The sequence below is a fragment of the Dysosmobacter segnis genome (genome assembly GCF_014297285.1).
GTDB classification, from domain to species: domain Bacteria; phylum Bacillota; class Clostridia; order Oscillospirales; family Oscillospiraceae; genus Oscillibacter; species Oscillibacter segnis.
In genome coordinates, this window is sequence record NZ_JACOQI010000006.1 from 22,706 (window position 1) to 47,060 (window position 24,355).

The following is a 24,355-nucleotide window of genomic DNA, read 5'->3' on the forward strand; positions in this document are numbered from 1 at the left end:
ATACATTTGTCTGTTTTGGGTCACCCCGTTTTCAGTCGGCTACGGCAGCGCCCGCAGGGCGATGATGTACCCAATGAGAATCAAAAAGGGATAAATGCACCAGCCCGCCCGCTGCATTTCCAGATAGAAGTCCGACGGCTCCGGGTCCTTCACGTCGCACATATGCTGCCAGCGGAACAGGGCCAATGGGTATGCGGCGTCCAGCGCCAGCAGGCCGGAAAACAGCAGCATGGTGAAATACAGCATCCAGCTGCCCCGGCTCACCAGCTGCGGCCCACGGGCAAAGCTGAGAATCGTCCCTCTATCCGTTTCATAATGCTCCCAGTAATCGTCTCCAGCAGTGCTGCTATAGGAAACGGACATGGTAAAGGGATCCCAGTTCCCGTCCAGATCGTACCATCCCATGTCGTGCTCCGCCGTATAGCCGCCCTCAAAAAGGAGCTGACCGTTCCGGGTGATTCGGATGTGCTCCACCGGTCCCAGCTGGTCCGCCTGAATGGGCGGCAGGCCGGTCTCCACCACGCACTCGTCACGGACGCGGTCCCCGACCTGAACCTCCACCGCCGTCCGCTGTTCATCGGGGCAGTCCGTCACGGTGATCTTCACCCGCTCACCCTGAATCTTCCCGGCGTAGACCGTCGCGGCGGGGTCATCGGCCTGTGCCGACACCCGCAGGAAACCCTCTTCAAATTTCACGCCCTCAAGTCTGTGAAATACAAACGTCAGAATGGCGAAGGCCACCGCCATAGCCGCAACGGAGATCAGGACGACCTTTTGCAAAACAGAGCGTTTTTCCATATATACCTCCTGTATTTTTCTGATTGTTTTATACGGCTCGTTTTCGGTCTTGGCGCATTTTCTCTTGAAATCTGTCCGCTATTTGCCGCCCCGCAGCTCGATGATGCGGTCACGCAGCACGGCGGCATACTCGAATTCCAGCAGCTTGCTGGCCTCCTTCATCTCCTGCTCCAACTTGGCGATCTCCGCCGTCCGCTCCGCCTCCGTCAGCTTTTTGGGCTTGCCCTTGGCCTTGTGTCCGGCGTCCTCGCTCTTGGAGATCTCCAGAATTTCCCGGACGTCCTTGATGATGGTTTTCGGCACGATGCCGTGGGCCTTGTTGTAAGCGTCCTGAATTTTCCGGCGGCGCTCCGTCTCGTCCATCGCCGCCCGCATGGAGGGTGTGACGGTATCGGCGTAGAGGATCACCAGACCCTCCGCGTTCCGGGCCGCCCGGCCAATGGTCTGGATGAGGGACGTCTCGCTGCGGAGGAAGCCCTCCTTGTCGGCGTCCAATACCGCCACCAGAGAGACCTCCGGCAAGTCCAAACCCTCCCGCAGGAGGTTGATGCCCACCAGCACGTCGAACTCGCCCAGCCGCAGATCCCGGATGATCTCCATCCGCTCGATGGTGGCTACGTCAGCGTGCATATACCGTACCCGGATGCTGTTGGCCCGGAAAAACTCCGTCAGATCCTCCGCCATCTTTTTCGTGAGAGTTGTCACCAGCACACGCTCGTTCCGCTTGGCCCGGGCGCGGATCTCCTCCATCAGATCGTCGATCTGGCCCTCCACCGGGCGCACCTCCACCCGGGGGTCCAGCAGTCCGGTGGGGCGGATGACCTGCTCCACGATGTTGTCCGCCCGCTCCCGCTCGTAGGGCCCCGGCGTGGCGGAGACGAACACCGCCTGACCGATGCGGCTCTCAAATTCCTCGAATTTCAGAGGCCGGTTGTCGAAGGCGCAGGGCAGGCGGAAGCCGTACCGCACCAGCGATTCCTTTCTGGCCCGATCGCCGTTGTACATGGCCCGGACCTGAGGCAGCGTCACATGGCTCTCGTCCACAAACAGCAGGAAATCATCAGGAAAGAAGTCCAGCAGGGTCATAGGGGCGCTGCCCGCCGGACGGTCGGAAATGATCCGGGAATAGTTCTCGATGCCGGAGCAATATCCCATTTCCCGCATCATTTCCATGTCATATTCCGTCCGCTGGCGGATGCGCTGGGCCTCTACCAGCATCTCATTGTCATTGAAATATTTTACCTGATCCTCCAACTCCGTTCGGATCTGGCCCAAGGCCCTGTCCATCTTCTCCTTGGTGGTGACATAGTGGCTGGCGGGGTAGATGGCCACATGGTTCAGCACCCGGTTCACCGTGCCGGTGAGGGGGTGAAAATCGGAGATCCGGTCGATCTCGTCCCCGAAGAACTCCACCCGGATGGCGTGGTCCTTATAGTAGGCGGGGTAGATCTCCACCGTGTCCCCCCGCACCCGGAAGCGGTTCCGCTCAAAGGCCACGTCATTCCGCTCGTAACGGTTCTCCACCAGACGTCGCAGCAGCTCGTCCCGGTCCCACTCCGCCCCCTGACGCAGAGAGATCACCATCTGGGCGAAGTCATCCGGCTCGCCCAAGCCGTAAATGCAGGACACGGAGGACACCACGATCACGTCCCGCCGCTCCAACAGGGCACAGGTAGCGGACAGCCGCAGGCGGTCGATCTCATCATTGGTAGATGCGTCCTTGGCAATATAGGTATCCGTGTGGGGGATATAGGCCTCCGGCTGGTAGTAATCGTAGTAGGAGACAAAATACTCCACGGCGTTGTTGGGGAAAAACTCCTTGAATTCCGCACAAAGCTGGGCTGCCAGTGTTTTATTGTGGGCCAGCACCAGCGTAGGCCGCTGGACCTTCTCAATGACCTTGGCCATGGTGTAGGTCTTGCCGGAGCCGGTGACGCCTAACAAGACCTGCTCCTTCAAGCCGTTTTCGATGCCCGCCGCCAGTGCGTCGATGGCCTCCGGCTGGTCGCCGGATGGCTGATAAGGGGATACTACTTCAAATTTCGGCATAGCCGTCTCTCCATCACATTCAAATCTGCCCGCCGGTGTGGCTGTTCCAAAATGCCTCACGGGTCAGGCGCATGGGCGTTACCGTGCCCCGATAAAAGGAAAAGGGCGCGCCGGTGGTCTCCGCGCCGAATTTTTTCAGGATATGCACCGTGGTATCCCGGGCCTCCATGGTGACCTCCCGGATGTCCTGCGCAAAAATGTCCGTCAGGGCCGTTTCCAGCAGCGCGGTCCCAACATGACGCCCCCGCAGTTCCGGGGAGATGACGAAGCGGCCCATGTGCCATGCGTCGTCCTCCCAATACAGGGCCACGCCACCCAGAAGTGTCCCGTCCTCCTCCACGCACCACCACTGAGGGCGGTTTTCCGGCGGCAGCGGGGTCAGCGCCCGGGGGATCTCCTGTTCCGTTTCAAAAATCTGGCCCGCCAGAGCCACCAGCCGCTCCGTGTCGGCCTCCCGTCCACGCCGGATCTGCATGGTTCTCTCCCCCTTCGCAAAGACAGTCTGTGGCTCTCCCCGTTTCCCGGTTATTCTACCACAGCTTTTCTAAAATTTCAAACGCTTGTTCTATTGCGTTGTCTACAGGGAGCCGCCCGGTCACAGGTGCTCCCATGAGGTCAGGTAGCCACTCTGGGCCATGGATACAAAATCGTCATCCGCCACGATGATGTGGTCCGCCAATGCAACGCCGATGGTCTGCAAGGCTTGCGCCGCGCGGGTGGTGGCAGCGCAGTCATCGTCCGAGGGCAGCGCGATGCCGCTGGGATGATTATGTGCCAGGATCACCGTACTGGCAGAGGTGAGGATGGCATTCTCCACCACCTTTCGGATGTCCAGTGCGGCGGAGGACGCCCCGCCGTCGTTGAGCCGCTTGCAGGCTAACAGCTTGCCCTTTCGATCCAGGCACAATTCGTAAACGATCTCGTGGGTCTCCCCGGCGTACCGTTCCAGCAAGTAGGCGCCCACAGTTTCCACATCTGTCATGGGACAGCTCTGAACAGCGTCCGCCAGGCGGGCCTTGCGGCCGATCTGCCCCGCCACCTTCAGCAGCACCGCTGCGCTCTCGCCGATGCCCTCCACTTTTTTCAGATCCTCCGCCGGGGCTGACAGCACGGCGGTCAGGGAGCCGTAGCGATCCATGAGCCGGTGGGCGATGGGGTTGGTGTCCTGCCGGGGGATGGCGTAATACAGCAAAAGCTCCAACGCTTCGTGATCCGCGAAGCCCTCCAGCCCGCTTTTCAGAAAACGCTGCCGCATTTTTTCACGATGTCCCTGATGGATATTTTCCATACGAATCCCTCCCCCGGACCGTTTCTTTTGCCGGAAATCAGAACAAGTAAGTAACGTGGTATTATAGCATATCCTGTGAAAAAAAGGAAGAGCGGACAGCCGTCCGCTCTTCCTTTTTCCAGAGAAGTTCCTTCTGCGCAGACGCTTACAGGTTCTTCTCGTAGGACTCGATCATCTTCTTGACCATCTGGCCGCCCACGGAACCGGCCTCGCGGCTGGTCAGGTCGCCGTTGTAGCCCTGCTTCAGATTGACGCCCATCTCAGCGGCGGCTTCCATCTTAAACTTATCCATAGCAGCGCGGGCCTCGGGAACGTTGATCTTGTTGGTGTTCTTACTGGACATAGCAGTTTCTCCTTTTCAATCTCTTACATGTGTGGGTCACTTGGGTATCGCAAGCATAGTTTGACACGAAAAGGATCGGCTATGCGGAAATAAAAACGGTAAAATCTGTGTTTTTCTCAATTTTCGCCAGTATTATGCCCGGCACCGTTATCTAAAAGGATCTGGACCGCATTTTTATCGCAGGCCGGCAAACGGTATCTTCCGGTTCGTTTTGTCATTGCTTTCGTAAAAAATCACGGGGACTGCTTTTTAAGCAGTCCCCGGGTTGGGTCATTCAGCAGTATTGGCCATCGAGGCGATATAGTCCTCGTAGGTGCCAAGACGGTCGGTCAGCTTGCCGTCCTCCAGCACCATAATGCGGTTGGCGATGGTCTGCACGAACTCGTGGTCATGGCTGGAAAACAGCACCACGCCCTTGAAGTCCATCAGGCCGTTGTTGACGGCGGTGATGGATTCCAGATCCAGATGGTTGGTGGGCTGATCCAGCACCAGCACGTTGGAGCCGTAGAGCATCATGCGGGAGAGCATACACCGGACCTTCTCGCCGCCGGAGAGGACCTTCACCGGCTTGAACACATCGTCGCCGGAGAACAGCATACGGCCCAGGAAGGCCCGCTTGAAGGACTCGGTGTTGGCCTCCGGGATCTTGGGGGTAAACTGGGCCAGCCAATCCACCAGATTCAAATCACAGTCGTTGAAGAAAGCGGAGTTATCCAGCGGGAAATAGCTGGTGGTAATGGTGGTGCCCCACTTGTAGGTGCCCTCGTCCGGCTCCATCTCGCCCATGACGATCTTGAACAGGGTGGTCTTGGCGATCTCATCCTCGCCTACAAAGGCGATCTTATCTCCCTTGTTCACCCGGAAGGACACGTTATCCAGCACCTTGCGGCCGTCCAGCGTCTTGGAGATGCCCTCCACCGCCAGGATCTCCTTGCCGCACTCCCGCTCCATAGTAAAGCCCACGAAGGGATACCGCCGGGAGGAGGCGGGCATTTCCTCTACCGTCAGCTTGTCCAGCAGCTTACGGCGGGCCGTGGCCTGCTTGCTCTTGGATTTGTTGGCGGAGAAGCGCTGGATGAACAGCTGCAATTCCTTGATCTTTTCCTCGTTTTTCCGGTTCTGGTCCTTCATCATCCGCTGGACCATCTGGCTGGACTCGTACCAGAACTCATAGTTGCCCACATACATCTTGATATGGCCGTAGTCCACGTCCACGATGTTGGTGCAGACGGTGTTCAGGAAGTGACGGTCATGGCTCACCACAAGGATCAGGCTTTCGCAATCCATCAGGAAATCCTCCAGCCACTCGATGGCCTGAATGTCCAGATGGTTGGTGGGCTCGTCCAGCAGGATGATGTCCGGCTTGCCGAACAGTGCCTGAGCCAGCAGCACCTTCACCTTTTCCTTGGCGGTCAGGCTGGACATTTCGCTGTACAGAATATCGTTGGAGAGGCCAAGGCCCTGAATGAGCCGGGACACGTCGGATTCGGCCTCCCAGCCGCCCATTTCGGCAAATTCGGCCTCCAGCTCGCTGGCCTTCACGCCGTCCTCGTCGGTGAAGTCCTCTTTTTCATAGAGGGCGTCCTTCTCCTTCATCACGTCATAGAGGCGCTGGTTGCCCATCATCACCGTATCCAGCACGGTGTAGGCGTCATACTGGAAATGGTCCTGCTTCAGAATGGACATCCGCTCTTCCTTGGGGATGATGACCTCGCCGGTGGTGGGCTCCAGATCCCCGGAGAGGATGCGGAGGAAGGTGGACTTGCCGGCGCCGTTGGCGCCGATGATGCCGTAGCAGTTGCCGGGAACGAACTTCAGCTCCACGTCCTTGAACAGGGTCTGGCCGCTGAAGTTCATGCTTACATTGTTGACTGTGATCATGTCGGTATCCTTTCATCACGGAGTCCGCGGTTTTCCCGCAGGCTCCTTTTATTATCCGTCATAGCCGGACAGCGGTCCGGACGGCAGACAGTTCCCCGCCGCCGCATAAAAAAGCGACGGCCAAACGGTCGTCACAGAACATTGTGCTGCCCAAAACTGGTACTATTATGTTGCTTTTTCTCTCTTTTGTCAAGTATTCTTCTGCATTTGTACAGAAACATACTGACAGTTTCTTTTTCATGCCGCTCTCCCGGCGTTTTTTCCTTGAAAGCCCCTTGACAATTTGGTTTACACATTGTAGACTGCAAGCAGAAGGTCTACATGTAGTAAACCTCGGAGGTGAACCTATGAGCGATTTGAAAATGGGGCCGGTGGAGACCCGGTTCGCGGAGATCATCTGGGACAGGGAGCCGGTGGGCTCCACGGAGTTGGTCCGACTGGCGGATGAGGCCCTTGGTTGGAAAAAGTCCACCACCTACACCGTTCTGAAACGGCTGTGTGACCGGGGCATCTTCCAAAACGAGGGCGGCACCGTCACCAGCCGTCTGTCCCGGGCGGACTATGACACCGCCCAGAGTCAGCAATTCGTGGAGGAAAGCTTTTCCGGGTCCCTGCCCGCGTTTATCACGGCATTTACCCGGCGAAAAAAGCTGACGGAGGACGAAATCGCGGAGCTGCAAAAATTGATCGATCAGAACAGGAGGTAGCGTATGGGCGAGTTTGTAATGCACCGGCTGTTTCCCATCGTCTGTAATATGAGTCTCACCGCCAGCGTGGTGATTCTGGCGGTGCTGGCAGTCCGCCTGCTGCTGCGGCGGGCTCCCAAGGTCTTTTCCTATGCCCTGTGGGCGGTGGTGCTGTTCCGGCTGCTGTGTCCGGTGTCCGTCACCTCCGCTGTGTCCCTGCTGGGAGCGCTGGGCGCTCCAGCCCAGGAGCGGACCGCCGTTACCAGCGTGGTGGAGTATGTCCCGGCGGACATTGTCCGCGATATGGCCCCCACGGTGACGCCGCTGCCTCAGGAGCCGTTTCCGACGGAACCCGGCGAGAACATCGTCAGCGCCGCCCCCAGCGTGACTCAGCCTGATGCTGCCCCGGTCTCACCCCTTAGTGGCCCGGTGGCGGTTCTGACCCTGACGTGGCTGACGGGCATGGCCCTGCTGCTCCTTTACAGCGTAGTCTCCCTGCTGCGGCTCCGCCGCCGCCTGGTGGGAGCCGTGCGATTGGAGGACAACATCTATCTGGCGGACTACATCCCCTCCCCCTTCGTCATGGGCCTGTTCCGGCCCAAGATCTACCTGCCCTCCACCCTGACGGAAACGGAGCGGGGCTACATCCTGCGGCATGAGCAGTATCACCTCCGTCGCCGGGATCATGTGGTGAAGCTCCTGTCATTTCTGGCTCTGTGCGTCCACTGGTTCAACCCGCTGGTGTGGGCGGCGTTCATTTTGGCGGGGAAGGACATGGAGATGAGCTGCGACGAGGCCGTGGTAAGGGAACTGGGCGAGGACATCCGGGCGGACTACTCCGCCTCCCTTCTGAGCCTTGCCACCGGCCGCCGCATCGTGGCGGGGATGCCCCTTGCCTTCGGCGAAGGCGACACCGGCGGACGCATCCGGAACCTGCTGAACTGGAAACGGCCCCAGCCGTGGATCATCGCCGTGTGCGCCGTGGTCTGCGTGGGACTGATCGCCCTCTGCGCCGCCAATCCCAAGGGGAGCGGCACCCCAACGGAAGATCCCCCGGCGGACCGGACGGAAACCGGCCAGTGGGCCAGCGTGGAGGCCTACGTCCAGCAGGTGATGCTGTCTCAGACGGAGGCCCGGTATTACGCGGAAAACGCCGACGGCACTGTCAGCGACCAGCCCCATACCGCCGCGGTGACGGATCGAAAGCTGGAATATCTGACGAAGGGCGGCGAGCTGGCCGGACTGGCTCCCGACGGCGTGTTGGAGGAATGGGAGTATTACTATCTGGTAAAGCTGGATGTGGACACGGCTTCGGTGGCGCTGGTGGGCGGACAGTATTATGACGACGAGGAATACTTCTCGTTAGATGATCGTCATGTAATAGTGGCCCTGCGGCACGATGACGGCAGCTACGACATCCTCTGCGACGACTCCATCAATGACGGCGGCGATTTCTTCGGCTATCACAACACCATGGAGGAGGCCATTTACGACTGGTATGTGACGGACCGAAAGCTGGATCTGCCGCTGTATGTGGAGGACTGGATCGACCAGATCAACTACAACAACCCCAATGACAAGCCCGGCAACTATCCCGTCCACCGCTACGATGTGGACGGCGGTTACCTCTATATCCCCGGCAGCGCATGGATCATGGCGGACGTGACGGCCCATCGCAGTCACGGTCACTGGGAATGGTATTCCGGCTATGATACCGGCTCCATCCTTACGGTAGACCGGTTCACCCAGACCTTGGAGGACGAATATATTACTTCCCGGAAGCAGGGCTTCGAGCCGCTGGACGATACCAAGCAGATCTGGAAACGGCGGCAGGGCGGCATAAACGAGCGCTACTACTTCTACCCCGCCGCCGATGGGAACGGCTGCTGGCGGATCTGGACTTTGTGGTCGGATCTGGGTATCAGCAATTACGTGCATATCTTCATCGAGCCTCAGGTGATGTATCTCATGGCGGAGAGCTTCACGCCGACGGAGAGCTTTCCCGCCGCCGGCGCGTCCACCCGGACTACGATGACCTCCACCTACCGGGCGGAGGTGGACGGGCGTGCCGCGGATCTTACGGTCTCCTACACGGTGGAGCAGAAAAACGGCGAGCCGCGGCTCTGTTCTCTGGACAGTGCCCGGGCCAGAAACGTTCACGGCTGGGAGCAGGTGCATCTGGCAGCCACGGTGGAGCAGCATCAGTCGCTGTTCGGTTCGGGCCTATATCAGTACCTCGTTCCAGTATCCTACGAGGCCGACCGGGGCAGCGGCTGGGAAACCTTTCAGGCCGTGGTGGAGATCTCGCTGACAGGGCAGTACAGCCCCCGGCGCGCCCTGACGCAAGAGGAGCTGGCCGCCTACAACGCCGTTATGGACCCTGCGGTCCGGGATGAGAGCGGTGACATTGTGGACTTTCACATCCAGCCCTTCAGTTACTTCTTTTCCTCCTATTATAAAAATGTTAGGAACCTGAATTTTGAGGAATTTATCCGTTATTTCCCGGACAGCGGCCAGGCGACCGAGGCGGAATTTGAGGCGTTGAAAAAGCTGGATGACTGGCCGTTCAATCGGGTGGCGCGCATGGAGGATATGCCGGTACCCATCCACCGGCACACGGTTTCAAGCATCAACGAGGTGCTGACCCGCTGGGGCGGCATCACCACGAGCGATCTGGACACCGCCGGCGTCTGCTATCTGGAGGAATATGACGCTTACTATACATATACCTCAGATTTCAATATGTTCTATTTTATAGCGGAATCCGGCGAACAGGTCGGAAACTACGTTTATCTGCGTAAATCTGTTGAAAACGGAAATATTGCAGTCCTGACCCTGCGTCTGACGCCGGGAACGGACGAATGGCAAATTGTGTCCCACTGGCGCTCGGGCAGTTGAACCGCATAAAAAGTCAGGCGTTGGAAAACCAACGCCTGACTCAGCGTGTCGAAAAGTCTTTTCTCCCCGCTGAGCAAGTTTTTAGAGTTTTATAAAAACTCTGAAAACTAAGGATTTCAATGGCGCAGGACACCCTTCTTGGGTTTCCCGCGCACACCCTTCCTTTCCGTTGCGGAGAATCTACCTCTTTATCGACAGCCTCAAGTCAGGCGTTGGAAAACCAACGCCTGACTTTTACTATGTTTGCTATGTTCCTTTTTATTCGTCAGTCCTTTCGGTACTCCGGCTTCCAGAGCAGTTCCTCAAAGCTCTTGATATACACGTCGCAGAAGGAGCGCATTTCCTTCTCATCCCCGGCGAAAAAGCTGTCATAGACCCCTACCACCCGCATTTTGGCGCTGCGGGCGCCCTTGCAGGCGGCAAGGCTGTCGTCAAACAGGGTACAGGTTTCCGGCTCCACGCCGTACCGCTCCGCCACCCCTAACCACAGGCGCTTGTCCTTTTTCTCAATACCCAACTCCTGAGCAAAGGTAACGGATTCGAAGTACTTCATCAGATCCAGCTTTTCCATCGCGGTGCGGCAGTGCATCGGCACGCTGGAGGTCACCAGCGCCATCCGCCGGTTCTCCGCCTTGCACTGCTTTAAAAACGCCCGGACGCCGGGCTTCACCGTCACATGGGCGTAGGCGTCCTTGGCCAGCTCCATCCACTCCGCCATGATGTCTTCCTCGCTGTCGGGCAGATTACAGAACTCCTTGGTGAACTTAGCCGCCAAGGGGAAAATGGTGTGGGCCACCCCCTCGTAATAGGCTTTTGTGTAGGGCAGACCCCTCCGGGCCAGAAATTCCCTGTCCACGTCCTTCCAGACATCGTTGGAATCAATGAGGGTGCCGTCCATATCAAATAAATACATATCAGTTCTCCTTTTCCAGCCAGAATCGCCACGGGAAGTCCTTGGCCTCCTCCGCATAGTCCACGCCGATCCGTGGGCCGGCGCAGATGTGCTCCGGTCCGGTCACCGGGTCCGTCAGCCCCACATCCGCCATGGAATCGCAGAGAAACAGAACGTCTCCCTCCAGATCCAGCTTATTCTGGGCCGTGGTGAGGTCCAGTGCCTTACAGACCTTGCCGGGACCGTTGAGAAAGTTTTTCCGCCGGTAGGCGTTCATGGGCGCGTCCCCGAACCGCAGGCGCTTCATGGTCTCTGCCCCCGCCGTCGGTTCCAGTCCCCGCAGCAGCACAGCGGAAGGTTCCCCATCCGGCTCCGTGACGAAGTTCAGACAGTGGTACATCCCGTAGATGAAATAGATGTAGGCGTGGCCGGGGGCCATGAACAGCGTTTCCGTCCGGGGCGTACGGCGGTAGTTATAGGCGTGGCAGGCCTTGTCGCACCGGCCCACGTAGGCTTCCGTTTCCGTAATGCGGCCCGCCAGCAGCTCGCCGTTCCGGTTCCGCACCAGATACTTTCCCAGCAGCGCCTGCGCGATGGCAACGGTGTCGCCGTTGAAGAAATCATGGGTCAGCTTCGCCATAGGGCCTCCTTTGTCAAATGTGTGGGATTTTGCAGAAAAGCAGTAAAAATCCACAAAAACAGCCGTGTTTCCCGAACTTCCTTTGCGGCCTTCGGAGAAGTCGGCCAGCCCCTCTTGCGGCGGCGGCAGTTTTCCACTATAATCGCTACATTCGCTGTCTCTGCGCCAACCTTCGCGCAGGGCTGATTCGATGCGTTAATCCACGCTGCCTGCCGTCCAAAACCGGCGGGAGAAATTTTTATCATCATACCACATCCGGTGGGGAGGAGCAAGTATATGAAGCAGGGTTCTCTGCGTTCGTCCGCCTATGCGGTTCTGACGGCTTTGATCTGGGGCACCGCCTTTGTAGCCCAGAGCGTGGGCGCGGAACATGTCCCGCCGCTGGCCTTTAATGCCGCCCGGTCGGTGATCGCCTTTGTGTTTTTGCTGGTGCTGTGCGCCGTCATGCGATCCGGCCGCCGCCGGAAGGGGCAGGCTGCCTCCGTCACCCGCTCCCGGAAGGATCTGCTGCTGGGCGGCTTCTGGTGCGGCCTGACGCTGGGACTGGCCTCCTTCCTTCAGCAAAAGGGTCTGGATACCACCTCCCCTGGCAAGGCGGGCTTCATCACCGCCCTTTACATCGTGCTGGTGCCCATTTTCGGCATTTTCCTGAAGAAGCGAGTACCCAAGGCGGTGTGGGTCAGCGTGCTGCTGGCGGTGACGGGACTGTACTGCCTGTGCATCACGGAGAGCTTTACCATCGCCCCCGGCGACCTCTGCGTGATGCTGTGCGCCTTTGTGTTTACAGCACAGATCCTTCTGGTGGATCACTTTGTCACCGTGGTGGACGGCGTGGAGCTGTCCTGCTGTCAGTTCTTCTTTGTCACAGCGTTTTCCCTGATTGGCTCCCTGCTTTTCGAGCATCCCACCTGGGCGGGCCTGACCATGGCGGCGGGTGCCATTCTGTATGCGGGTCTCCTTTCCAGCGGCGTGGGCTATACGCTGCAAATTCTGGCTCAGAAAGGCTCCAACCCCACGGTGATCTCTCTGCTGCTGAGTCTGGAATCCGTGTTCGCTACTATTTCCGGTGCGGCGATCTTGGGAGACCGCCTCAGCGGGCGGGAATATTTCGGCTGCGCCCTGATGCTGGCAGCGGTGGTGCTGGCACAGCTGCCGGACAGAAAAAAAGCATAAGCCCTGCGTGTTTTTTCGGAAGCGGAGCCTGTTGGCTCCGCTTTTTTCGTGGACATTCGCAAAGGTATGTGCTATACTTTAGTTTGTATGAGTATGGAATCCATAACCGAGGTGAAAAATATGCGGATCGACGTATTAGGCGTTGGTTTTGATAATCTGACCATGACGGAAGCCGTGTCCCGCGGAGCGGCACTGCTGGAGGAACCAGGGTGCCACTATGTAGTGACCCCGAATCCGGAGATCGTGGAGGTCTGCCGGGAAAATCCGGCGGCTATGCGGGCGGTCAACGGCGCGGATCTGGTGCTGCCGGACGGCATCGGTGTCATCAAGGGGGCGGCTATGCTGGGAACGCCCCTGAAGGAAAAGACCCCCGGCATCGAATTTGCCGCGGGGCTGATGGGAAAAATGGCCGAGCGCGGGAGATCCCTCTATCTGCTGGGCGCCAAGCCCGGCGTGGCGGACCTGGCGGCGGAACGGCTGCAAAAGCAGTACCCCGGATTGAAGATCGCCGGAACTCATGATGGCTACTTCAAGGAGGACGCCCCTGTGGTGGAAGCCATCCGGGAAAGCGGCGCGGACTGTGTGTTCGTCTGCCTGGGCGCCCCCAAGCAGGAGCTGTGGATGGCGCGGAACGGCCCCGCCACCGGCGCCCATTTGCTGTGCGGCCTCGGCGGAAGTCTGGACGTATTCGCGGGCACCGTGGAGCGTGCGCCGAAATTCTGGTCCGATCACGGTCTGGAATGGTTTTACCGCCTGTGTAAGGAGCCGAAGCGCATCGGCCGGATGATGAAGCTGCCGCTGTTTCTGGTCCATGTGCGGCAGGAGAAGGGAAAACGGAAATGAACGGACGTTTGATCGTATTTGAAGGGACCGACGGTTCCGGAAAAGCCACCCAGTCCCGGCTGCTGTGTGAGCATCTGCGGCGGGAAAACATCCCCTACAAAAATATCACCTTTCCCCGGTACGGCAAGCCCTCCGCCGCCATGGTGCAGGAGTATCTGGATGGCAATTTAGGCAGGCGCCCCGGCGATGTGAACGCCTACGCAGCGTCGCTGATGTTTTCCATGGATCGCTATGCCTCCTACAAGCAGGACTGGGGCGCTTTCTATGAGGCCGGCGGGCTGGTGATCGCGGACCGCTACACCACGTCCAACGCCGTCCATCAGGCGTCCAAGCTGCCACCGGAGGAACGGACGGTCTTTTTGAACTGGCTCTTTGAGCTGGAATACGGCAAGCTGGGCCTGCCGAAGCCGGATCTGGTGCTCTATCTGGATATGCCCACGGAGATCACGGAGAAGATGATGCGCCAGCGGGAAGCCGCCACCGGCACCCATGCGGATATCCATGAGCAGGACGAGACCTATCTGAAAAACTGCCGGGCAGCCGCCCGGGAGATCGTGAAGGACTGCGGCTGGACCGTGATCCGCTGTGCCAGGGACGATGCGCCCCGAACCGTGGAGGACATCCACAACGAGGTGTACAAGACTGTCAAGTCGCTGCTGTAATGCCTGTCCCCCCAGCGGGACGCGGTGCGTCCCCGCCGGTTCAGCAGCAATCGCAGCCGTTGTGGACACAGCCGTTTCCGCAGCTATATCCGCTGCTGCAGCATACCAGTACCACGATCAGAACGAGAATGATCCAGAGCCAGGAGCTGTCATTGTTGTTGCAGCACATACCACTACCCCGCTTTCTGTTTGATAGGCTATCTTATGCCGCTGTCACCGGAAACCGGGCTTGGACCGGACAAAAATCCGGAAATTGTATTCCCCTTCCCTGCCGGGGACCGGGAAAGCAAGGAGGAACCAATGTCTGAATTCAGAAGAGATGATACTGCCAGCTGGGACGCACAGGAGGTCCGGCAGGCGCAGGGGGCGCGGCGGGAGCCGACACCCGCTCACCACAGCAAAAGCCGTCACCGCCGGCGGAGACGGAATTCGCTGGCGGTGCTGGTCGGTTACCTGATCTTTGTCCTGCTGGCTTCCGCCATTCTGGCGGGTGTGGGCTGGATGCTGGGCTCGGATTTCTGTGCCTTCAACCGGGGTGCTCTGCGGGAGACCTCGGTGGAGGTAACGGCGGAGGACAGCGTGTCCACCGTGGCGGATAAGCTCCAGGATGCAGGGCTCATCAAGTACAAGTGGTTTTTCAAGCTCTATGCCGGGATCTCCCATGCCGACAAAAAGATCGGCATCGGCACCTATACACTGAATACGGAGATGGATTACCGGGCGCTGATCCTGGGCATGCACAACTCCTCCGGCAACCTGACGGCGGAGACTGTCACCGTCACCATCCCCGAGGGCTATACCGTGCGGCAGACCATCCGTCTGTTGGCGGAAAAGGGCGTCAATACGGAAGAAAATCTGCTGGAGGCCGCCAAGACCGCCACGTATGATTACAGCTTCATCAACAACAATTCCGAAGACCCCAGCCGTCTGGAGGGCTACCTGTTCCCGGACACCTATGAGTTCTACAAGAATCACAACGCCAAGAACGCTCTGGGTAAGCTGATCGACGCCTTTGCCGACCATATTGACGAGGATGCGTTCGCCTCCTCCAAGGCCAAATCCATGGGTTACAGCATGAAGGATGTGGTCATCATCGCCTCCCTCATTGAAAAGGAGACGGACGGTACGGATCAGCGGGATATCGCCTCCGTCATCTATAACCGCCTGCAAAAGCCCAGCGAGACCGCAGGACTGCTCCAGATCGACGCGTCCCTGCTCTATGGTCTGCCGGATCACACCGGCGCCATCACCAACGCGGACAAGGCGGTCGATACCCCCTACAACCTGTATCTCCATAAGGGACTGCCGCCTACGGCCATTGCCAACCCCGGCAGTGCGGCTCTGAAAGCGGCTATGGACCCCAACGACACGGATTATTATTACTACGCATTGGGCACCGACGGGAAGCACCACTTCTCCAAGACCCTGTCTGAGCACAATGCCTTTGTGGGGAGCAGCTCCTATGGTGGATAAACAGAGAACGCTGCCGGAGTTGCTGGCTCCGGCAGGAGATATGGAACGGCTGAAAATGGCCGTGCTCTACGGCGCGGACGCCGTATATCTGGCGGGCACCGACTTCGGTATGCGGGCCTTCGCCGGAAACTTTGACCCGGACGAGCTGAAGGCGGCAGTGGCCTATGCCCATGCGCACAATGTACGGGTCCACTGCACCATCAACACCATGCCCCGGGGGGATGAGATCGTCCGTCTGCCGGCACATCTGGAACGGCTGAATGACGCCGGTGTGGATGCGGTGATCGTGGCGGACCTGGGTGCCTTTACGCTGGCGGGGAAATATGCCCCCAACTGCCAGCGCCACATCTCCACTCAGGCCAGCATTTCCAACTATGTCACTGCCAACGCCTGGTATGATCTGGGCGCTTCCCGGGTGATTTTAGCCCGGGAGTTGAGCCTTGAAGAAATTCGGACCATCCGGGAGAACACCCCGGCAGAGTTGGAGATCGAGGCCTTTGTTCACGGGGCCATGTGCGTCAGCTATTCCGGGCGGTGTCTGTTGAGCAATTATATGACGGGCCGGGATGCCAGCCGAGGTGCCTGCGCCCAGCCCTGCCGCTATCATTACGCCCTGATGGAGGAAAAACGCCCCGGCGAATATTTCCCCATTGAAGAGGACGAAAAGGGCAGCTATATTTTAAATTCCCGTGATATGTGCATGATCGACCATCTGGATGACCTGCTGGATGTGGGGCTGTCCAGTCTGAAGATCGAGGGCCGGGCCAAATCCGCCTATTATGCTGCCATCGTCACCGGTGCTTACCGGCACTGTCTGGACGATGCCGCTGCGGGCCGCCCCATTGACCCGGTGTGGCGGGACGAGGTGGAGCACGTCAGCCACCGGCCCTATGCCACCGGCTTTTACTACGGTTATCCCGGCCAGTACTACGAAAATTCCCGCTACATCCGGGAATGGCAGGTGGTGGCGCTGGTCACGGAATGTGACTCCGACGGCAACGCTGTCATTTCCCTGCGGAACAAGTTCCGCACCGGTGACACGGTGGAGCTGGTAGGGCCGGACCTGCGTCCCTTTTCCATGACGGTCCCGGAAATGCGGGATGAGGTCGGAACCGTGATCGAAGAACCCCGAAATCCCCAGATGCTGCTGAAGCTCAGGCTGCCCCGTCCGGTGCCGCCTATGACGCTGGTACGCCATCAGGTAGAATTGTCAGCCAAATAAGGAGATAGGAGATATTATGAACGCAGATGTTGTGATCATCGGTGCCGGTCCTGCCGGCATCTTCACCGCCCTGGAAATGGTCAAAAAGGGCAGCAAGCAGAAGATCATCATGGTGGAAAAGGGCCAGGCGGTAGAAAACCGCCATTGCCCCAAGGACAAGACAAAGAAGTGCGTCAACTGCAAGCCCTACTGCCACATCACCACCGGCTTCTCCGGCGCCGGTGCGTTTTCCGACGGCAAGCTGTCCCTCAGCTATGAGGTAGGCGGCGATCTGCCCACCCTCATCACCCCGGAGCTGGCACAGGAGACCATCAACTACGCTGACCAGATCTATCTGGACTTTGGTGCGGACCAGCACATTGAGGGTCTCGGCAATGACGAGGAGCGCAAGGAGATCCGCAAGCACGCCATTCAGGCAGGCTTGAAGCTGGTGGACTGCCCCATCCGCCACATGGGCACGGAAAAGGCTCAGGGTATCTACTACGCCATCGAGAAGTACTTACAGGAGCACGGCGTAGAGATGTACTTCGGCTACGAGTGCAGCAACCTGATTCTGGAAAATGACGTCTGCAAGGGCGTTTCCGTGTCCAACGGCAAGGTGGACATGGAGATCTACGCCAGGCACACCGTGGTGGCCACCGGCCGCCGGGGCGCCGACTGGCTGGAAAAGCTCTGCGCCGAGCACAACATCGCTCACGCCCCCGGCACTGTGGATATCGGTGTCCGTGTGGAGGTCCGCAATGAGGTCATGGAGACCGTAAACCGGGTCCTGTACGAGTCCAAGCTGGTAGGCTATCCCCGGCCCTTCAAGAACAAGGTGCGCACCTTCTGCCAAAACCCCGGCGGCTTTGTCAGTCAGGAAAACTATGACAACAACCTGGCGGTGGTCAACGGCCACTCCTACAAGGAGAAGAAGAGCGACAACACCAACCTGTCCATTCTCTGCTCCCACAATTTCTCCGTGCCCTTCAACCAGCCCATTGCCTACGCTCAGAAGGTGGGCGAACTGACCAACATGCTGGCCAACGGCCAGATCCTGGTGCAGCGCTTCGGTGACATTCTGGACGGCAAACGCACCTGGCAGAAGGAGCTGGCCCAGTCCAACATCCGCCCCACTCTGCCGGACGCCGTGGCCGGCGACATCACCGCCGCCATGCCCTACCGGGCCATGACCAACATCATCAACTTCATTCAGGCTATGGATTATGTGGTGCCCGGCTTCGCCGCCTACGAGACTCTGCTGTATTCCCCCGAGCTGAAGTTTTACTCCAACCGGGTGAAGATGGACACGGATTTCAACACCAGCCTTCAGGGCCTTCACTGTCTGGGCGACAGCTCCGGCTGGACCCGCGGCTTGATGATGGCCTCCGTCATGGGTGTCCTCATGGGCCGCAAGATCGCGGAGGAGGGCTGAGTTCCCTTCCGCCCGTAATATGTTCCGAATAAATAAAGCCCCGCCGGATTCCTTTCGGAATCCGGCGGGGCTTTTATCATGTAGGAAAGGCTTTGCGCTTATTCCTGCGGCTGGTCGGCGGCGATGTTCACGCCGATGCCGTTGACCTCCACGCCGTCATCGGCGGGGATCAGGAGATACTTGCGGCCGTCGATGATCCGGGTCTCGATGAGATAGCTGTTTTCCGGGGCGATGGAGATCTTCACCTCCGGGGTGGTGACCTGAAACTTGCGGCTCTCGATGATATTCACCGGATTCAGTGCGGCGTTTTCGCCGTACTGCTTTTCGCAGTTCGCTTTGAACGCCTCCACCTTTTCGGTATCTACGCCGCTGTTGGCCAGTATGCAGCCCACGTCGGAAACCGTCAGCTCCAGCGGCTCCGGATCGTGGCTTTCCTTGTGGTCCTCGATCTTCGCCCGGATCTGCTCATGGACGGACTGCACCACGTCATAGCTGCAATCCTGATCCAGAGCCTCCGTCAGCGCCGTATCAAAAACGTTTTTCTGTTCTGCCGCAGACATGGGCGGCTCCACCCGGAACAGCGCGTCAATGACCTCCTGATGCAGCTCCGCCGGGTTCTTGGCATAGAACAGCAGGTCATAGATGTTGGCGGCGCGGCTGTCAAAGGCGGGGTACAGGAAGCCAAGCTCCGGGGCCAGCGCGATATGGCCGGTGGAGCCGGGATGGAATTCGTTCAGGTCATGATCGTACCGCAGCTCCAGAGTAGGGGCCTTTACCGGGCAGACGGCGCAGACAAAGTAGCGGTACACCGTGTCCCCCGCGTCCGCCTGAAATTCATCGTCCCGGCTCTTGTGGGGCACATCGTAGGTGTCCGCAGCCAGCAGAATCAGGTAGTTGGTCTCTCCCATGTTCAGTGCGTCGATCAGCCGACGGCAGAAATCCTCCCGGGAGGCGGGGTCCTTTAACTCTGTCTGCCGCATGGTCTGCAGCAGGCGGTGCTCGTCACTGTCCGCTACCTGCGCCGTGGAAAACGTGATATCCACCAGATTTTTGCCCAAGGCCCCGGAGAGGGCCTTTTTCAGAAGGCCCAGATACATTTCCTGCTCCTCCTGCTGCATGAGGCCCATAGAGGCGTCGATCCAGGAAATGATCTCCTTATTGCTGTTGACATAGCAGCCAAAAATCTTGGAAATGCTGTTTTTATCCAGCTTGAAGCGCCGGCGGATCTCGTTGAGTTCTTTTTGATTCATGGTTATCCTTTCCCTTCGGTCAATGCTCGTACAGGAAGAAAGTGTACCACGGAACCGGCCGGAGGGCAAGGGAAAAACCTACAAATCACACACAGTAAAACCGGCGGATACGCATACACGTATCCGCCGGTCATTTATTGTTCGGTCAGCCGATCAGCCGTTCTTCTTGCCGGCGCACAGCTTTTCCGCAAGGACGCACAGGAGAACGGTCAGGACCATATCCGGCAGAGTGTAGCCCACCGGGGTGTCCACGCCCATGAGCCAGCGATAGGCGATGAAGCCCACCAGCCAGATCACCAGATTCCGGCCGTCCGCCGCCACGGCAAAGCGATCCCGCTTGAGGAGGAAATGATCCGCGATCTGCACCGCGATCATGGGTGCAAACACAGAGCCGATCAGATACAGGAAGCCGGTGATATCATCCATGGGGAACAGAATGGCCCCCGCAGCGCCGATGACCGTCACCGCAATGGCGGTCTTTTTCCCGTTCAGCTTCTTGGAGAGGGACTCGGCAGAAATACCGGCGGACCAGGCATCCAAGAAGGTAGTGGTGACCGTGGAGAACACCAAAATCACCAGGGCGGCAATGCCGAGACCGGCCTTCACCATGATAACGGCAATGTCATACTCCCCGGTAAAGATCGCCGCGCCCATGCCGATGACATACATCCAGCAGGACACCAGCCCGTACACCAGAACGCTGACCCAGGTGGCCTGCACAGGCTTTTCCGCCTCGCGGGTGTAGTCGCTGATGAGGGGCAGCCAGCTCAGAGGCATGGCCACCGCCAGCTCCACCGCCGCACCGAAGGTCATGGCCTCGCCGGAGGCCGCCATAGCGCTGCCGGAGAAGAAGATCACCTTGCACAGCACTAAGGTCAAAAGAAACAGGGCCGCCATGGTCAGCTTGTTGATCCAGCCCAGATCCGTGATGCCCACAGCGATCCACAGGATAATAAGGACGCCGATGACCAGACACCAGACCCAATGACCAAGATTGAAAATACCTCCGATAGCCAAGGCCCCGTCATAGATCATGATGGCAGTCCAGCCTACCAGCTGAAGCACGTTCAGGAAGGCGAACAGCAAGCCGCCCTTCTGTCCAAAGCTCATTTTCACGGTCTCCATGGCGCTGCGGCCGGTGCGGCCGCCGATGAGACCCGCCAGAAGCATCATGGCGCAGCCGATGATGTGACCGATGACGATCGCCGCCAGACCCTTGGCCATACCCAAAGGCGCAAAGGCGGTGCCGGTGAGGATCTCCGCCAGAGAAACACCTGCGCCGAACCAGATCAGTCCGTTTTGGAAGGTGGATGTCTTTTTCATACCTGCGCCCCGCCTTCCGTTCCGAAGCGGTCCGCCATATCCCAGAAGGATGCCTCATAGCGGGAACACGCCGTAAAGATCTCCTCCAGATAGCGGAGCTGCTCCTCGGTATAGTCCTTGGTCAGCCGCTCCAGCATATCCTTCAGGATCACGTTGTTGCCTGTGTAGCGGGGAGTGATGTAGCCCCGCACCCAACGCCCGTACATGGGGTGCTCGGGAGCGGAGGGGCACTCCTCCACGATCTTGCGGGCGATGACCTCATAGCTGTAAGCACAGGAGAAGATGGCCGTCAGAATTTCCGCCTCACCGCCCCGATAGGCAACGCTGAGCATATAGGAGGTGTAAGAGCGGTTATCCTGCTGGATAGGCGTGTGGTCCAGTTCCTCCTGGGTGATGCCGAAATCGGCCATATAGCCGTTGTGAACGTTGACCTCGCCGTCCAGGATCGCCTGGATGTACTTGGCAAAGAGTTTCATGACCTCCACGCTCTTGCTCTTGGCTACGCCGATGGCAAAAACCTTGGTATAGTCCATGAGATACCAGTAATCCTGAATGATATAGCTACGGAATTTCTTCTGGTCCAGCGTGCCGTACTTCAATCCCTGCACAAAGGGCTTTTCGTGGTAGCTGGCCCAGATATCCTCGGTGGCTTTCAGAAGCCGATCAACAGTACCCATCATTTTGCCTCCCTTCTGGCAATGGCCCGCCGCATAAGCGTCAGCGGCAGCACCGATACGATCAAAATGCTCAAGATCCCCTCCGGAAGCCGGGAGGACAGGTTAAAGGCCAGACTGTAACCCCAGGCGCCCCAGCCGTCCCATGCGTTCTGGGAGTAGAAGATCACGCCGCTGATCACATGACCGAAGCAGCGGATCGCCACCGCCAGCGCCATGCCGCAGATGGCCTTCCAGCGCTTGTCGCTGCCGAACACGCCGGCATAGCCCAAGCAGGAGAAGCAGACCAACTGTTGCACAAAGATCTGAGCCCAGTGGACCGCCTGCCAGCCGGGGATCAGGATCATTGCCAGAATACCGCACACCCAGCCGCTCAGCATGGACAGCCGATAGTCATACAGCAGGGCCAGCAGCATCAGCGGGATCCACGAACCGCAGGTGATGTTGGAACCGGTGGGCAGGGGGATGCGGATCGTGGCCAGCACCAGCGTCATGGCGCAGACAATACCGCCCAGACACAGGTCCCGGGCCGTCAGCCGGAAGCCCCGGCACAGCCAGACCGTTGCCAGCAGGTACCCCACGGCGAATAAGATCGCAACCGTAGAGGTGATCATTCCGTGAACGCTCCTTTCAGAGCGAACATGTGATTCATGGGACCGGAACCATGACCCAGATCCAGCATGGCCGCCAGCGCGCCGGAGATGTATTCCTTGGCCCGCTCCACGGACTCGTCCAGATCATAGCCCTTGGCCAGATTGGACGCAATGGCGCTGGAGAGGGTGCAGCCGGTGCCATGGGTGTTGGGATTGTCGATCCGCTTGCCGTGGAACCACTTGCCGAAGCCGTTCCGCCACAGGAGATCGTCGGCATCGTTGACCTTATGGCCGCCCTTACACAGCACGGCGCAGCCGTATTTCTCGCTGATGTACTTGGCGGCGGCCTCCATGCCGGTAGCATCGGTGATGGTCATGCCGGAGAGGATCTCCGCCTCGGGGATGTTGGGGGTCAGGACCGCCGCTAACGGCAGCAGTTCCCGACACAGGGCCTCCACCGCATCATCCCGCAGCAGCTTTGCCCCGGAGGTGGCCACCATCACGGGGTCCACCACGATGTTCTTCGCCTTGTACTGCTTCAGTTTTTCCGCGATGACCACGATGAGGTCGGCGGAGGAAACCATGCCGATCTTCACCGCGTCGGGGAAAATATCGGTAAAAATAGCGTCCAGCTGCTCACCCAGGAAATGAGGAGTGGACTCCAGAATATCTGTGACGCCGGTGGTGTTCTGGGCGGTCAGGGCCGTGACGGCGCTCATGGCGTAAACGCCGTTGGCCGTCATGGTCTTCATATCCGCCTGGATACCGGCGCCTCCGCTGGAATCGCTTCCAGCAATGGTCAATGCTGTTTTCATGTGAATACTTCCTTTCTCTTTTACAGCACGTTTTATAAAGCGATACAAGGTGGTGCCCCCAATGTACCGCCTGAACACAGGGCACGGCCCTGAGCGTTCCGAATTTACTTGTTGAGATGTACCCAATGGTCGGGAAACTCCGTCAGGGACGTGAGATAGACCTCCGCCGCCTCTTTCAGCCCCGCCTGATCTGTTTCCCCGTGGGCGTCCAATACGCCGACAGTGCGGAAACCCGCCGCCTTGGCGGTTTTCAGAGCGTATAGGGAATCCTCGAATACCAGCGTTTCTGCCGGGGCCGTCCCCAACGCTTCCGCCGCCAGATGGTAGATCACCGGCTCATGCTTGCTGACGCCCACCTCGCCGGTGGTGAAAACTGTTTTCAGGTAGGGCAGCAGGCCCAGCCGATCCAACGCGGCGGTCACGTGCGCCCGCGGGCTGGAGGTAGCCGCCGCCATGGAAATGCCCCGTTCCGCCAGAAATGCCAGCAGCGCCGCCGCGCCGGGCTTGGCAGGGACCTCCTGAGCATAGTAGTCCTTCAGCATCCGGGCAATGCCGCCGCAGATTTCCGCCTCGCTCTGTTGAAGGGGGTAATGCGCTTTCAGATAGGCTGCCCCCTGCTCCATGCTCATAGAAAAGAGGATCTCATTCAGTCCCGGCTCCGGAGGAATGTGCAGCTGCCGGAGATACCGAGCGCCCAGATCTTCCCAGATACCCATAGAGTCCAGCAGAACGCCATCCAAATCGAAAATGGCCCCCCGGATCATACCCGCAGCATTTCTTCCACGGTGGCTTTCAAATCAGCGGCGGCGGCTTTGACATCCTTGGCGGCGTAGATAGCGCTGATGACCGCCACGCCGCAGATGCCGCTGTCCGCCAGCTTGCCTACATTCTCGCCGGAAATGCCGCCGATGGCCACCACAGGAATGGACACGGCCTTGCAGATAGCCTTCAGGGTCTCGTAGGACATCTCCCCCACATCGCTCTTGGAGCTGGTGGGGAACACGGCTCCCACGCCCAGATAATCCGCCCCCTGCTTCTCTGCCAGCAGAGCCTCCTCCACCGTGTGGGCGGAGACACCAATGAGCTTGTCCGGTCCCAGCTTGGCCCGGGCATCCAGCGCCGCCATATCGTCCTGCCCCACATGAACGCCGTCAGCGTCCATGGCCTTGGCGATGTCCACGTTGTCATTGACGATAAAGGGAACATGCCGCTCCCGGCACAGGGCTTGCAGTTCCTTGGCTTCTTCCAGAAATTTGCCCTCATCCAGAGACTTTTCCCGGAGCTGGATCATGGTGACGCCGCCATCCAGACTCTCCTTGACCACGTCCACCAGCGTCCGTCCGTTCAGCCAGTGCCGGTCGGTGACGGCATACAGCAGCAGATCTTTGGGATCACATTTCATATTGAACACCTCTGCATCTTTTGAAATCCCGGCGGG

Annotated in this window: 24 protein-coding genes; 8 read left to right on the forward strand and 16 right to left on the reverse strand. The window is 58.9% G+C overall.

The window, feature by feature from the left end; genetic code table 11:
- Nucleotides 1–39: 39 nt before the first annotated feature.
- The 6 genes from H8Z83_RS07620 to H8Z83_RS07645 form a co-directional block, all read right to left on the reverse strand.
- On the reverse strand, nt 40–798 hold the full coding sequence (locus tag H8Z83_RS07620; protein WP_187014482.1) for a DUF6199 family natural product biosynthesis protein: 759 nt from the start codon (nt 796–798) through the stop codon (nt 40–42).
- A 78-nt stretch (nt 799–876) separates the two neighbouring features.
- Nucleotides 877–2,847: an excinuclease ABC subunit UvrB gene (gene uvrB, locus H8Z83_RS07625; protein ID WP_187014483.1), complete on the reverse strand. Its 1,971-nt coding sequence runs from the start codon at nt 2,845–2,847 to the stop codon at nt 877–879.
- 19 nt (nt 2,848–2,866) lie between these two features.
- Nucleotides 2,867–3,322 carry a GNAT family N-acetyltransferase gene (locus tag H8Z83_RS07630; protein WP_187014484.1) on the reverse strand — a complete coding sequence of 152 codons (456 nt, stop codon included), beginning with the start codon at nt 3,320–3,322 and terminating at the stop codon, nt 2,867–2,869.
- Nucleotides 3,323–3,442: 120 nt separating this feature from the next.
- Nucleotides 3,443–4,135, reverse strand: coding sequence for a JAB domain-containing protein (locus H8Z83_RS07635; protein ID WP_187014485.1), 693 nt, complete (start codon nt 4,133–4,135; stop codon nt 3,443–3,445).
- A 145-nt stretch (nt 4,136–4,280) separates the two neighbouring features.
- The gene (locus tag H8Z83_RS07640; RefSeq protein WP_187014486.1) at nt 4,281–4,478 is read right to left on the reverse strand and encodes an alpha/beta-type small acid-soluble spore protein; all 198 of its coding nucleotides are present in this window, start codon (nt 4,476–4,478) and stop codon (nt 4,281–4,283) included.
- A 270-nt stretch (nt 4,479–4,748) separates the two neighbouring features.
- Nucleotides 4,749–6,359: an ABC-F family ATP-binding cassette domain-containing protein gene (locus H8Z83_RS07645; protein WP_187014487.1), complete on the reverse strand. Its 1,611-nt coding sequence runs from the start codon at nt 6,357–6,359 to the stop codon at nt 4,749–4,751.
- A gap of 347 nt (nt 6,360–6,706) precedes the next feature.
- On the opposite strand from H8Z83_RS07645, the gene H8Z83_RS07650 reads away from it, so the two are divergent.
- Nucleotides 6,707–7,066, forward strand: a complete 360-nt coding sequence (locus tag H8Z83_RS07650) for a BlaI/MecI/CopY family transcriptional regulator (RefSeq protein ID WP_187014488.1) — start codon at nt 6,707–6,709, stop codon at nt 7,064–7,066.
- Between the two features lie 3 nt (nt 7,067–7,069).
- Nucleotides 7,070–9,943 (forward strand): M56 family metallopeptidase, encoded by a 2,874-nt coding sequence (locus H8Z83_RS07655; RefSeq protein ID WP_187014489.1) that lies wholly within the window; start codon nt 7,070–7,072, stop codon nt 9,941–9,943.
- A 265-nt stretch (nt 9,944–10,208) separates the two neighbouring features.
- Here the strand turns inward: H8Z83_RS07655 and H8Z83_RS07660 are convergent, their stop codons facing one another.
- Both H8Z83_RS07660 and H8Z83_RS07665 read right to left on the reverse strand, forming a co-directional pair.
- Nucleotides 10,209–10,856 carry an HAD family hydrolase gene (locus H8Z83_RS07660; protein WP_187014490.1) on the reverse strand — a complete coding sequence of 216 codons (648 nt, stop codon included), beginning with the start codon at nt 10,854–10,856 and terminating at the stop codon, nt 10,209–10,211.
- 1 nt (nt 10,857) lies between these two features.
- Nucleotides 10,858–11,475, reverse strand: coding sequence for a DNA-3-methyladenine glycosylase (locus H8Z83_RS07665; protein WP_187014491.1), 618 nt, complete (start codon nt 11,473–11,475; stop codon nt 10,858–10,860).
- A 276-nt stretch (nt 11,476–11,751) separates the two neighbouring features.
- On the opposite strand from H8Z83_RS07665, the gene H8Z83_RS07670 reads away from it, so the two are divergent.
- From H8Z83_RS07670 to H8Z83_RS07680, 3 genes are all read left to right on the forward strand, one after another.
- Nucleotides 11,752–12,648, forward strand: a complete 897-nt coding sequence (locus H8Z83_RS07670) for a DMT family transporter (RefSeq protein ID WP_187014492.1) — start codon at nt 11,752–11,754, stop codon at nt 12,646–12,648.
- A 120-nt stretch (nt 12,649–12,768) separates the two neighbouring features.
- Nucleotides 12,769–13,491: a WecB/TagA/CpsF family glycosyltransferase gene (locus H8Z83_RS07675; protein WP_187014493.1), complete on the forward strand. Its 723-nt coding sequence runs from the start codon at nt 12,769–12,771 to the stop codon at nt 13,489–13,491.
- Complete coding sequence (locus H8Z83_RS07680; protein ID WP_187014494.1) at nt 13,488–14,153, forward strand: dTMP kinase; 666 nt, start codon at nt 13,488–13,490, stop codon at nt 14,151–14,153. Before H8Z83_RS07675 ends, H8Z83_RS07680 begins: the two co-directional genes overlap by 4 nt.
- Nucleotides 14,154–14,193: 40 nt before the next feature.
- Here H8Z83_RS07680 and H8Z83_RS19875 read toward each other — a convergent pair whose 3' ends face one another.
- On the reverse strand, nt 14,194–14,322 hold the full coding sequence (locus H8Z83_RS19875) for a hypothetical protein (RefSeq protein WP_256435321.1): 129 nt from the start codon (nt 14,320–14,322) through the stop codon (nt 14,194–14,196).
- A gap of 131 nt (nt 14,323–14,453) precedes the next feature.
- Here H8Z83_RS19875 and mltG point away from each other — a divergent pair, with 131 nt between their 5' ends.
- From mltG to H8Z83_RS07695, 3 genes are read left to right on the forward strand one after another with little or no spacing between them, the layout of a single operon-like run.
- Nucleotides 14,454–15,626: an endolytic transglycosylase MltG gene (gene mltG / locus H8Z83_RS07685; protein ID WP_187014495.1), complete on the forward strand. Its 1,173-nt coding sequence runs from the start codon at nt 14,454–14,456 to the stop codon at nt 15,624–15,626.
- The gene (locus H8Z83_RS07690; RefSeq protein ID WP_187014496.1) at nt 15,616–16,848 is read left to right on the forward strand and encodes a peptidase U32 family protein; all 1,233 of its coding nucleotides are present in this window, start codon (nt 15,616–15,618) and stop codon (nt 16,846–16,848) included. Before mltG ends, H8Z83_RS07690 begins: the two co-directional genes overlap by 11 nt.
- Before the next feature lie 16 nt (nt 16,849–16,864).
- Complete coding sequence (locus tag H8Z83_RS07695; RefSeq protein ID WP_187014497.1) at nt 16,865–18,262, forward strand: NAD(P)/FAD-dependent oxidoreductase; 1,398 nt, start codon at nt 16,865–16,867, stop codon at nt 18,260–18,262.
- A 98-nt stretch (nt 18,263–18,360) separates the two neighbouring features.
- On the opposite strand, the gene H8Z83_RS07700 is transcribed toward H8Z83_RS07695, so the two are convergent.
- The 7 genes from H8Z83_RS07700 to thiE all read right to left on the reverse strand — a co-directional run bounded on the left by H8Z83_RS07700 (nt 18,361) and on the right by thiE (nt 24,319).
- Nucleotides 18,361–19,512 (reverse strand): DUF4317 domain-containing protein, encoded by a 1,152-nt coding sequence (locus tag H8Z83_RS07700; RefSeq protein ID WP_187014498.1) that lies wholly within the window; start codon nt 19,510–19,512, stop codon nt 18,361–18,363.
- A 153-nt stretch (nt 19,513–19,665) separates the two neighbouring features.
- Nucleotides 19,666–20,835 carry a putative hydroxymethylpyrimidine transporter CytX gene (cytX, locus tag H8Z83_RS07705; RefSeq protein ID WP_187014499.1) on the reverse strand — a complete coding sequence of 390 codons (1,170 nt, stop codon included), beginning with the start codon at nt 20,833–20,835 and terminating at the stop codon, nt 19,666–19,668.
- Nucleotides 20,832–21,512 (reverse strand): thiaminase II, encoded by a 681-nt coding sequence (gene tenA, locus H8Z83_RS07710; RefSeq protein WP_187014500.1) that lies wholly within the window; start codon nt 21,510–21,512, stop codon nt 20,832–20,834. Before tenA ends, cytX begins: the two co-directional genes overlap by 4 nt.
- Nucleotides 21,512–22,123 (reverse strand): energy-coupled thiamine transporter ThiT, encoded by a 612-nt coding sequence (locus H8Z83_RS07715; RefSeq protein ID WP_187014501.1) that lies wholly within the window; start codon nt 22,121–22,123, stop codon nt 21,512–21,514. Before H8Z83_RS07715 ends, tenA begins: the two co-directional genes overlap by 1 nt.
- Nucleotides 22,120–22,917, reverse strand: a complete 798-nt coding sequence (gene thiD / locus H8Z83_RS07720; RefSeq protein ID WP_187014502.1) for a bifunctional hydroxymethylpyrimidine kinase/phosphomethylpyrimidine kinase — start codon at nt 22,915–22,917, stop codon at nt 22,120–22,122. The genes H8Z83_RS07715 and thiD overlap by 4 nt, the downstream gene beginning before the upstream one ends.
- A 104-nt stretch (nt 22,918–23,021) precedes the next feature.
- Nucleotides 23,022–23,681: an HAD family hydrolase gene (locus H8Z83_RS07725; protein ID WP_187014503.1), complete on the reverse strand. Its 660-nt coding sequence runs from the start codon at nt 23,679–23,681 to the stop codon at nt 23,022–23,024.
- The gene (gene thiE / locus H8Z83_RS07730; RefSeq protein ID WP_187014504.1) at nt 23,678–24,319 is read right to left on the reverse strand and encodes a thiamine phosphate synthase; all 642 of its coding nucleotides are present in this window, start codon (nt 24,317–24,319) and stop codon (nt 23,678–23,680) included. The genes H8Z83_RS07725 and thiE overlap by 4 nt, the downstream gene beginning before the upstream one ends.
- Nucleotides 24,320–24,355: the final 36 nt, after the last annotated feature.

What these genes read in the sequence shown, in the direction of transcription:
- H8Z83_RS07690 (WP_187014496.1), top strand. Translation starts at nt 15,616, where the DNA reads ATGGTGGATAAACAGAGAACGCTGCCGGAGTTGCTGGCTCCGGCAGGA.
- H8Z83_RS07640 (WP_187014486.1), bottom strand. Translation starts at nt 4,478, where the DNA reads ATGTCCAGTAAGAACACCAACAAGATCAACGTTCCCGAGGCCCGCGCT.
- H8Z83_RS07620 (WP_187014482.1), bottom strand. Translation starts at nt 798, where the DNA reads ATGGAAAAACGCTCTGTTTTGCAAAAGGTCGTCCTGATCTCCGTTGCG.
- H8Z83_RS07645 (WP_187014487.1), bottom strand. Translation starts at nt 6,359, where the DNA reads ATGATCACAGTCAACAATGTAAGCATGAACTTCAGCGGCCAGACCCTG.
- H8Z83_RS07655 (WP_187014489.1), top strand. Translation starts at nt 7,070, where the DNA reads ATGGGCGAGTTTGTAATGCACCGGCTGTTTCCCATCGTCTGTAATATG.
- thiE (WP_187014504.1), bottom strand. Translation starts at nt 24,319, where the DNA reads ATGAAATGTGATCCCAAAGATCTGCTGCTGTATGCCGTCACCGACCGG.
- thiD (WP_187014502.1), bottom strand. Translation starts at nt 22,917, where the DNA reads ATGAAAACAGCATTGACCATTGCTGGAAGCGATTCCAGCGGAGGCGCC.
- tenA (WP_187014500.1), bottom strand. Translation starts at nt 21,512, where the DNA reads ATGGGTACTGTTGATCGGCTTCTGAAAGCCACCGAGGATATCTGGGCC.
- H8Z83_RS07650 (WP_187014488.1), top strand. Translation starts at nt 6,707, where the DNA reads ATGAGCGATTTGAAAATGGGGCCGGTGGAGACCCGGTTCGCGGAGATC.
- H8Z83_RS07700 (WP_187014498.1), bottom strand. Translation starts at nt 19,512, where the DNA reads ATGAATCAAAAAGAACTCAACGAGATCCGCCGGCGCTTCAAGCTGGAT.
- H8Z83_RS07715 (WP_187014501.1), bottom strand. Translation starts at nt 22,123, where the DNA reads ATGATCACCTCTACGGTTGCGATCTTATTCGCCGTGGGGTACCTGCTG.
- H8Z83_RS07635 (WP_187014485.1), bottom strand. Translation starts at nt 4,135, where the DNA reads ATGGAAAATATCCATCAGGGACATCGTGAAAAAATGCGGCAGCGTTTT.
- H8Z83_RS07695 (WP_187014497.1), top strand. Translation starts at nt 16,865, where the DNA reads ATGAACGCAGATGTTGTGATCATCGGTGCCGGTCCTGCCGGCATCTTC.
- uvrB (WP_187014483.1), bottom strand. Translation starts at nt 2,847, where the DNA reads ATGCCGAAATTTGAAGTAGTATCCCCTTATCAGCCATCCGGCGACCAG.
- H8Z83_RS07725 (WP_187014503.1), bottom strand. Translation starts at nt 23,681, where the DNA reads ATGATCCGGGGGGCCATTTTCGATTTGGATGGCGTTCTGCTGGACTCT.
- H8Z83_RS07675 (WP_187014493.1), top strand. Translation starts at nt 12,769, where the DNA reads ATGCGGATCGACGTATTAGGCGTTGGTTTTGATAATCTGACCATGACG.
- H8Z83_RS07670 (WP_187014492.1), top strand. Translation starts at nt 11,752, where the DNA reads ATGAAGCAGGGTTCTCTGCGTTCGTCCGCCTATGCGGTTCTGACGGCT.
- mltG (WP_187014495.1), top strand. Translation starts at nt 14,454, where the DNA reads ATGTCTGAATTCAGAAGAGATGATACTGCCAGCTGGGACGCACAGGAG.
- H8Z83_RS07630 (WP_187014484.1), bottom strand. Translation starts at nt 3,322, where the DNA reads ATGCAGATCCGGCGTGGACGGGAGGCCGACACGGAGCGGCTGGTGGCT.
- H8Z83_RS07665 (WP_187014491.1), bottom strand. Translation starts at nt 11,475, where the DNA reads ATGGCGAAGCTGACCCATGATTTCTTCAACGGCGACACCGTTGCCATC.
- H8Z83_RS07680 (WP_187014494.1), top strand. Translation starts at nt 13,488, where the DNA reads ATGAACGGACGTTTGATCGTATTTGAAGGGACCGACGGTTCCGGAAAA.
- H8Z83_RS19875 (WP_256435321.1), bottom strand. Translation starts at nt 14,322, where the DNA reads ATGTGCTGCAACAACAATGACAGCTCCTGGCTCTGGATCATTCTCGTT.
- H8Z83_RS07660 (WP_187014490.1), bottom strand. Translation starts at nt 10,856, where the DNA reads ATGTATTTATTTGATATGGACGGCACCCTCATTGATTCCAACGATGTC.
- cytX (WP_187014499.1), bottom strand. Translation starts at nt 20,835, where the DNA reads ATGAAAAAGACATCCACCTTCCAAAACGGACTGATCTGGTTCGGCGCA.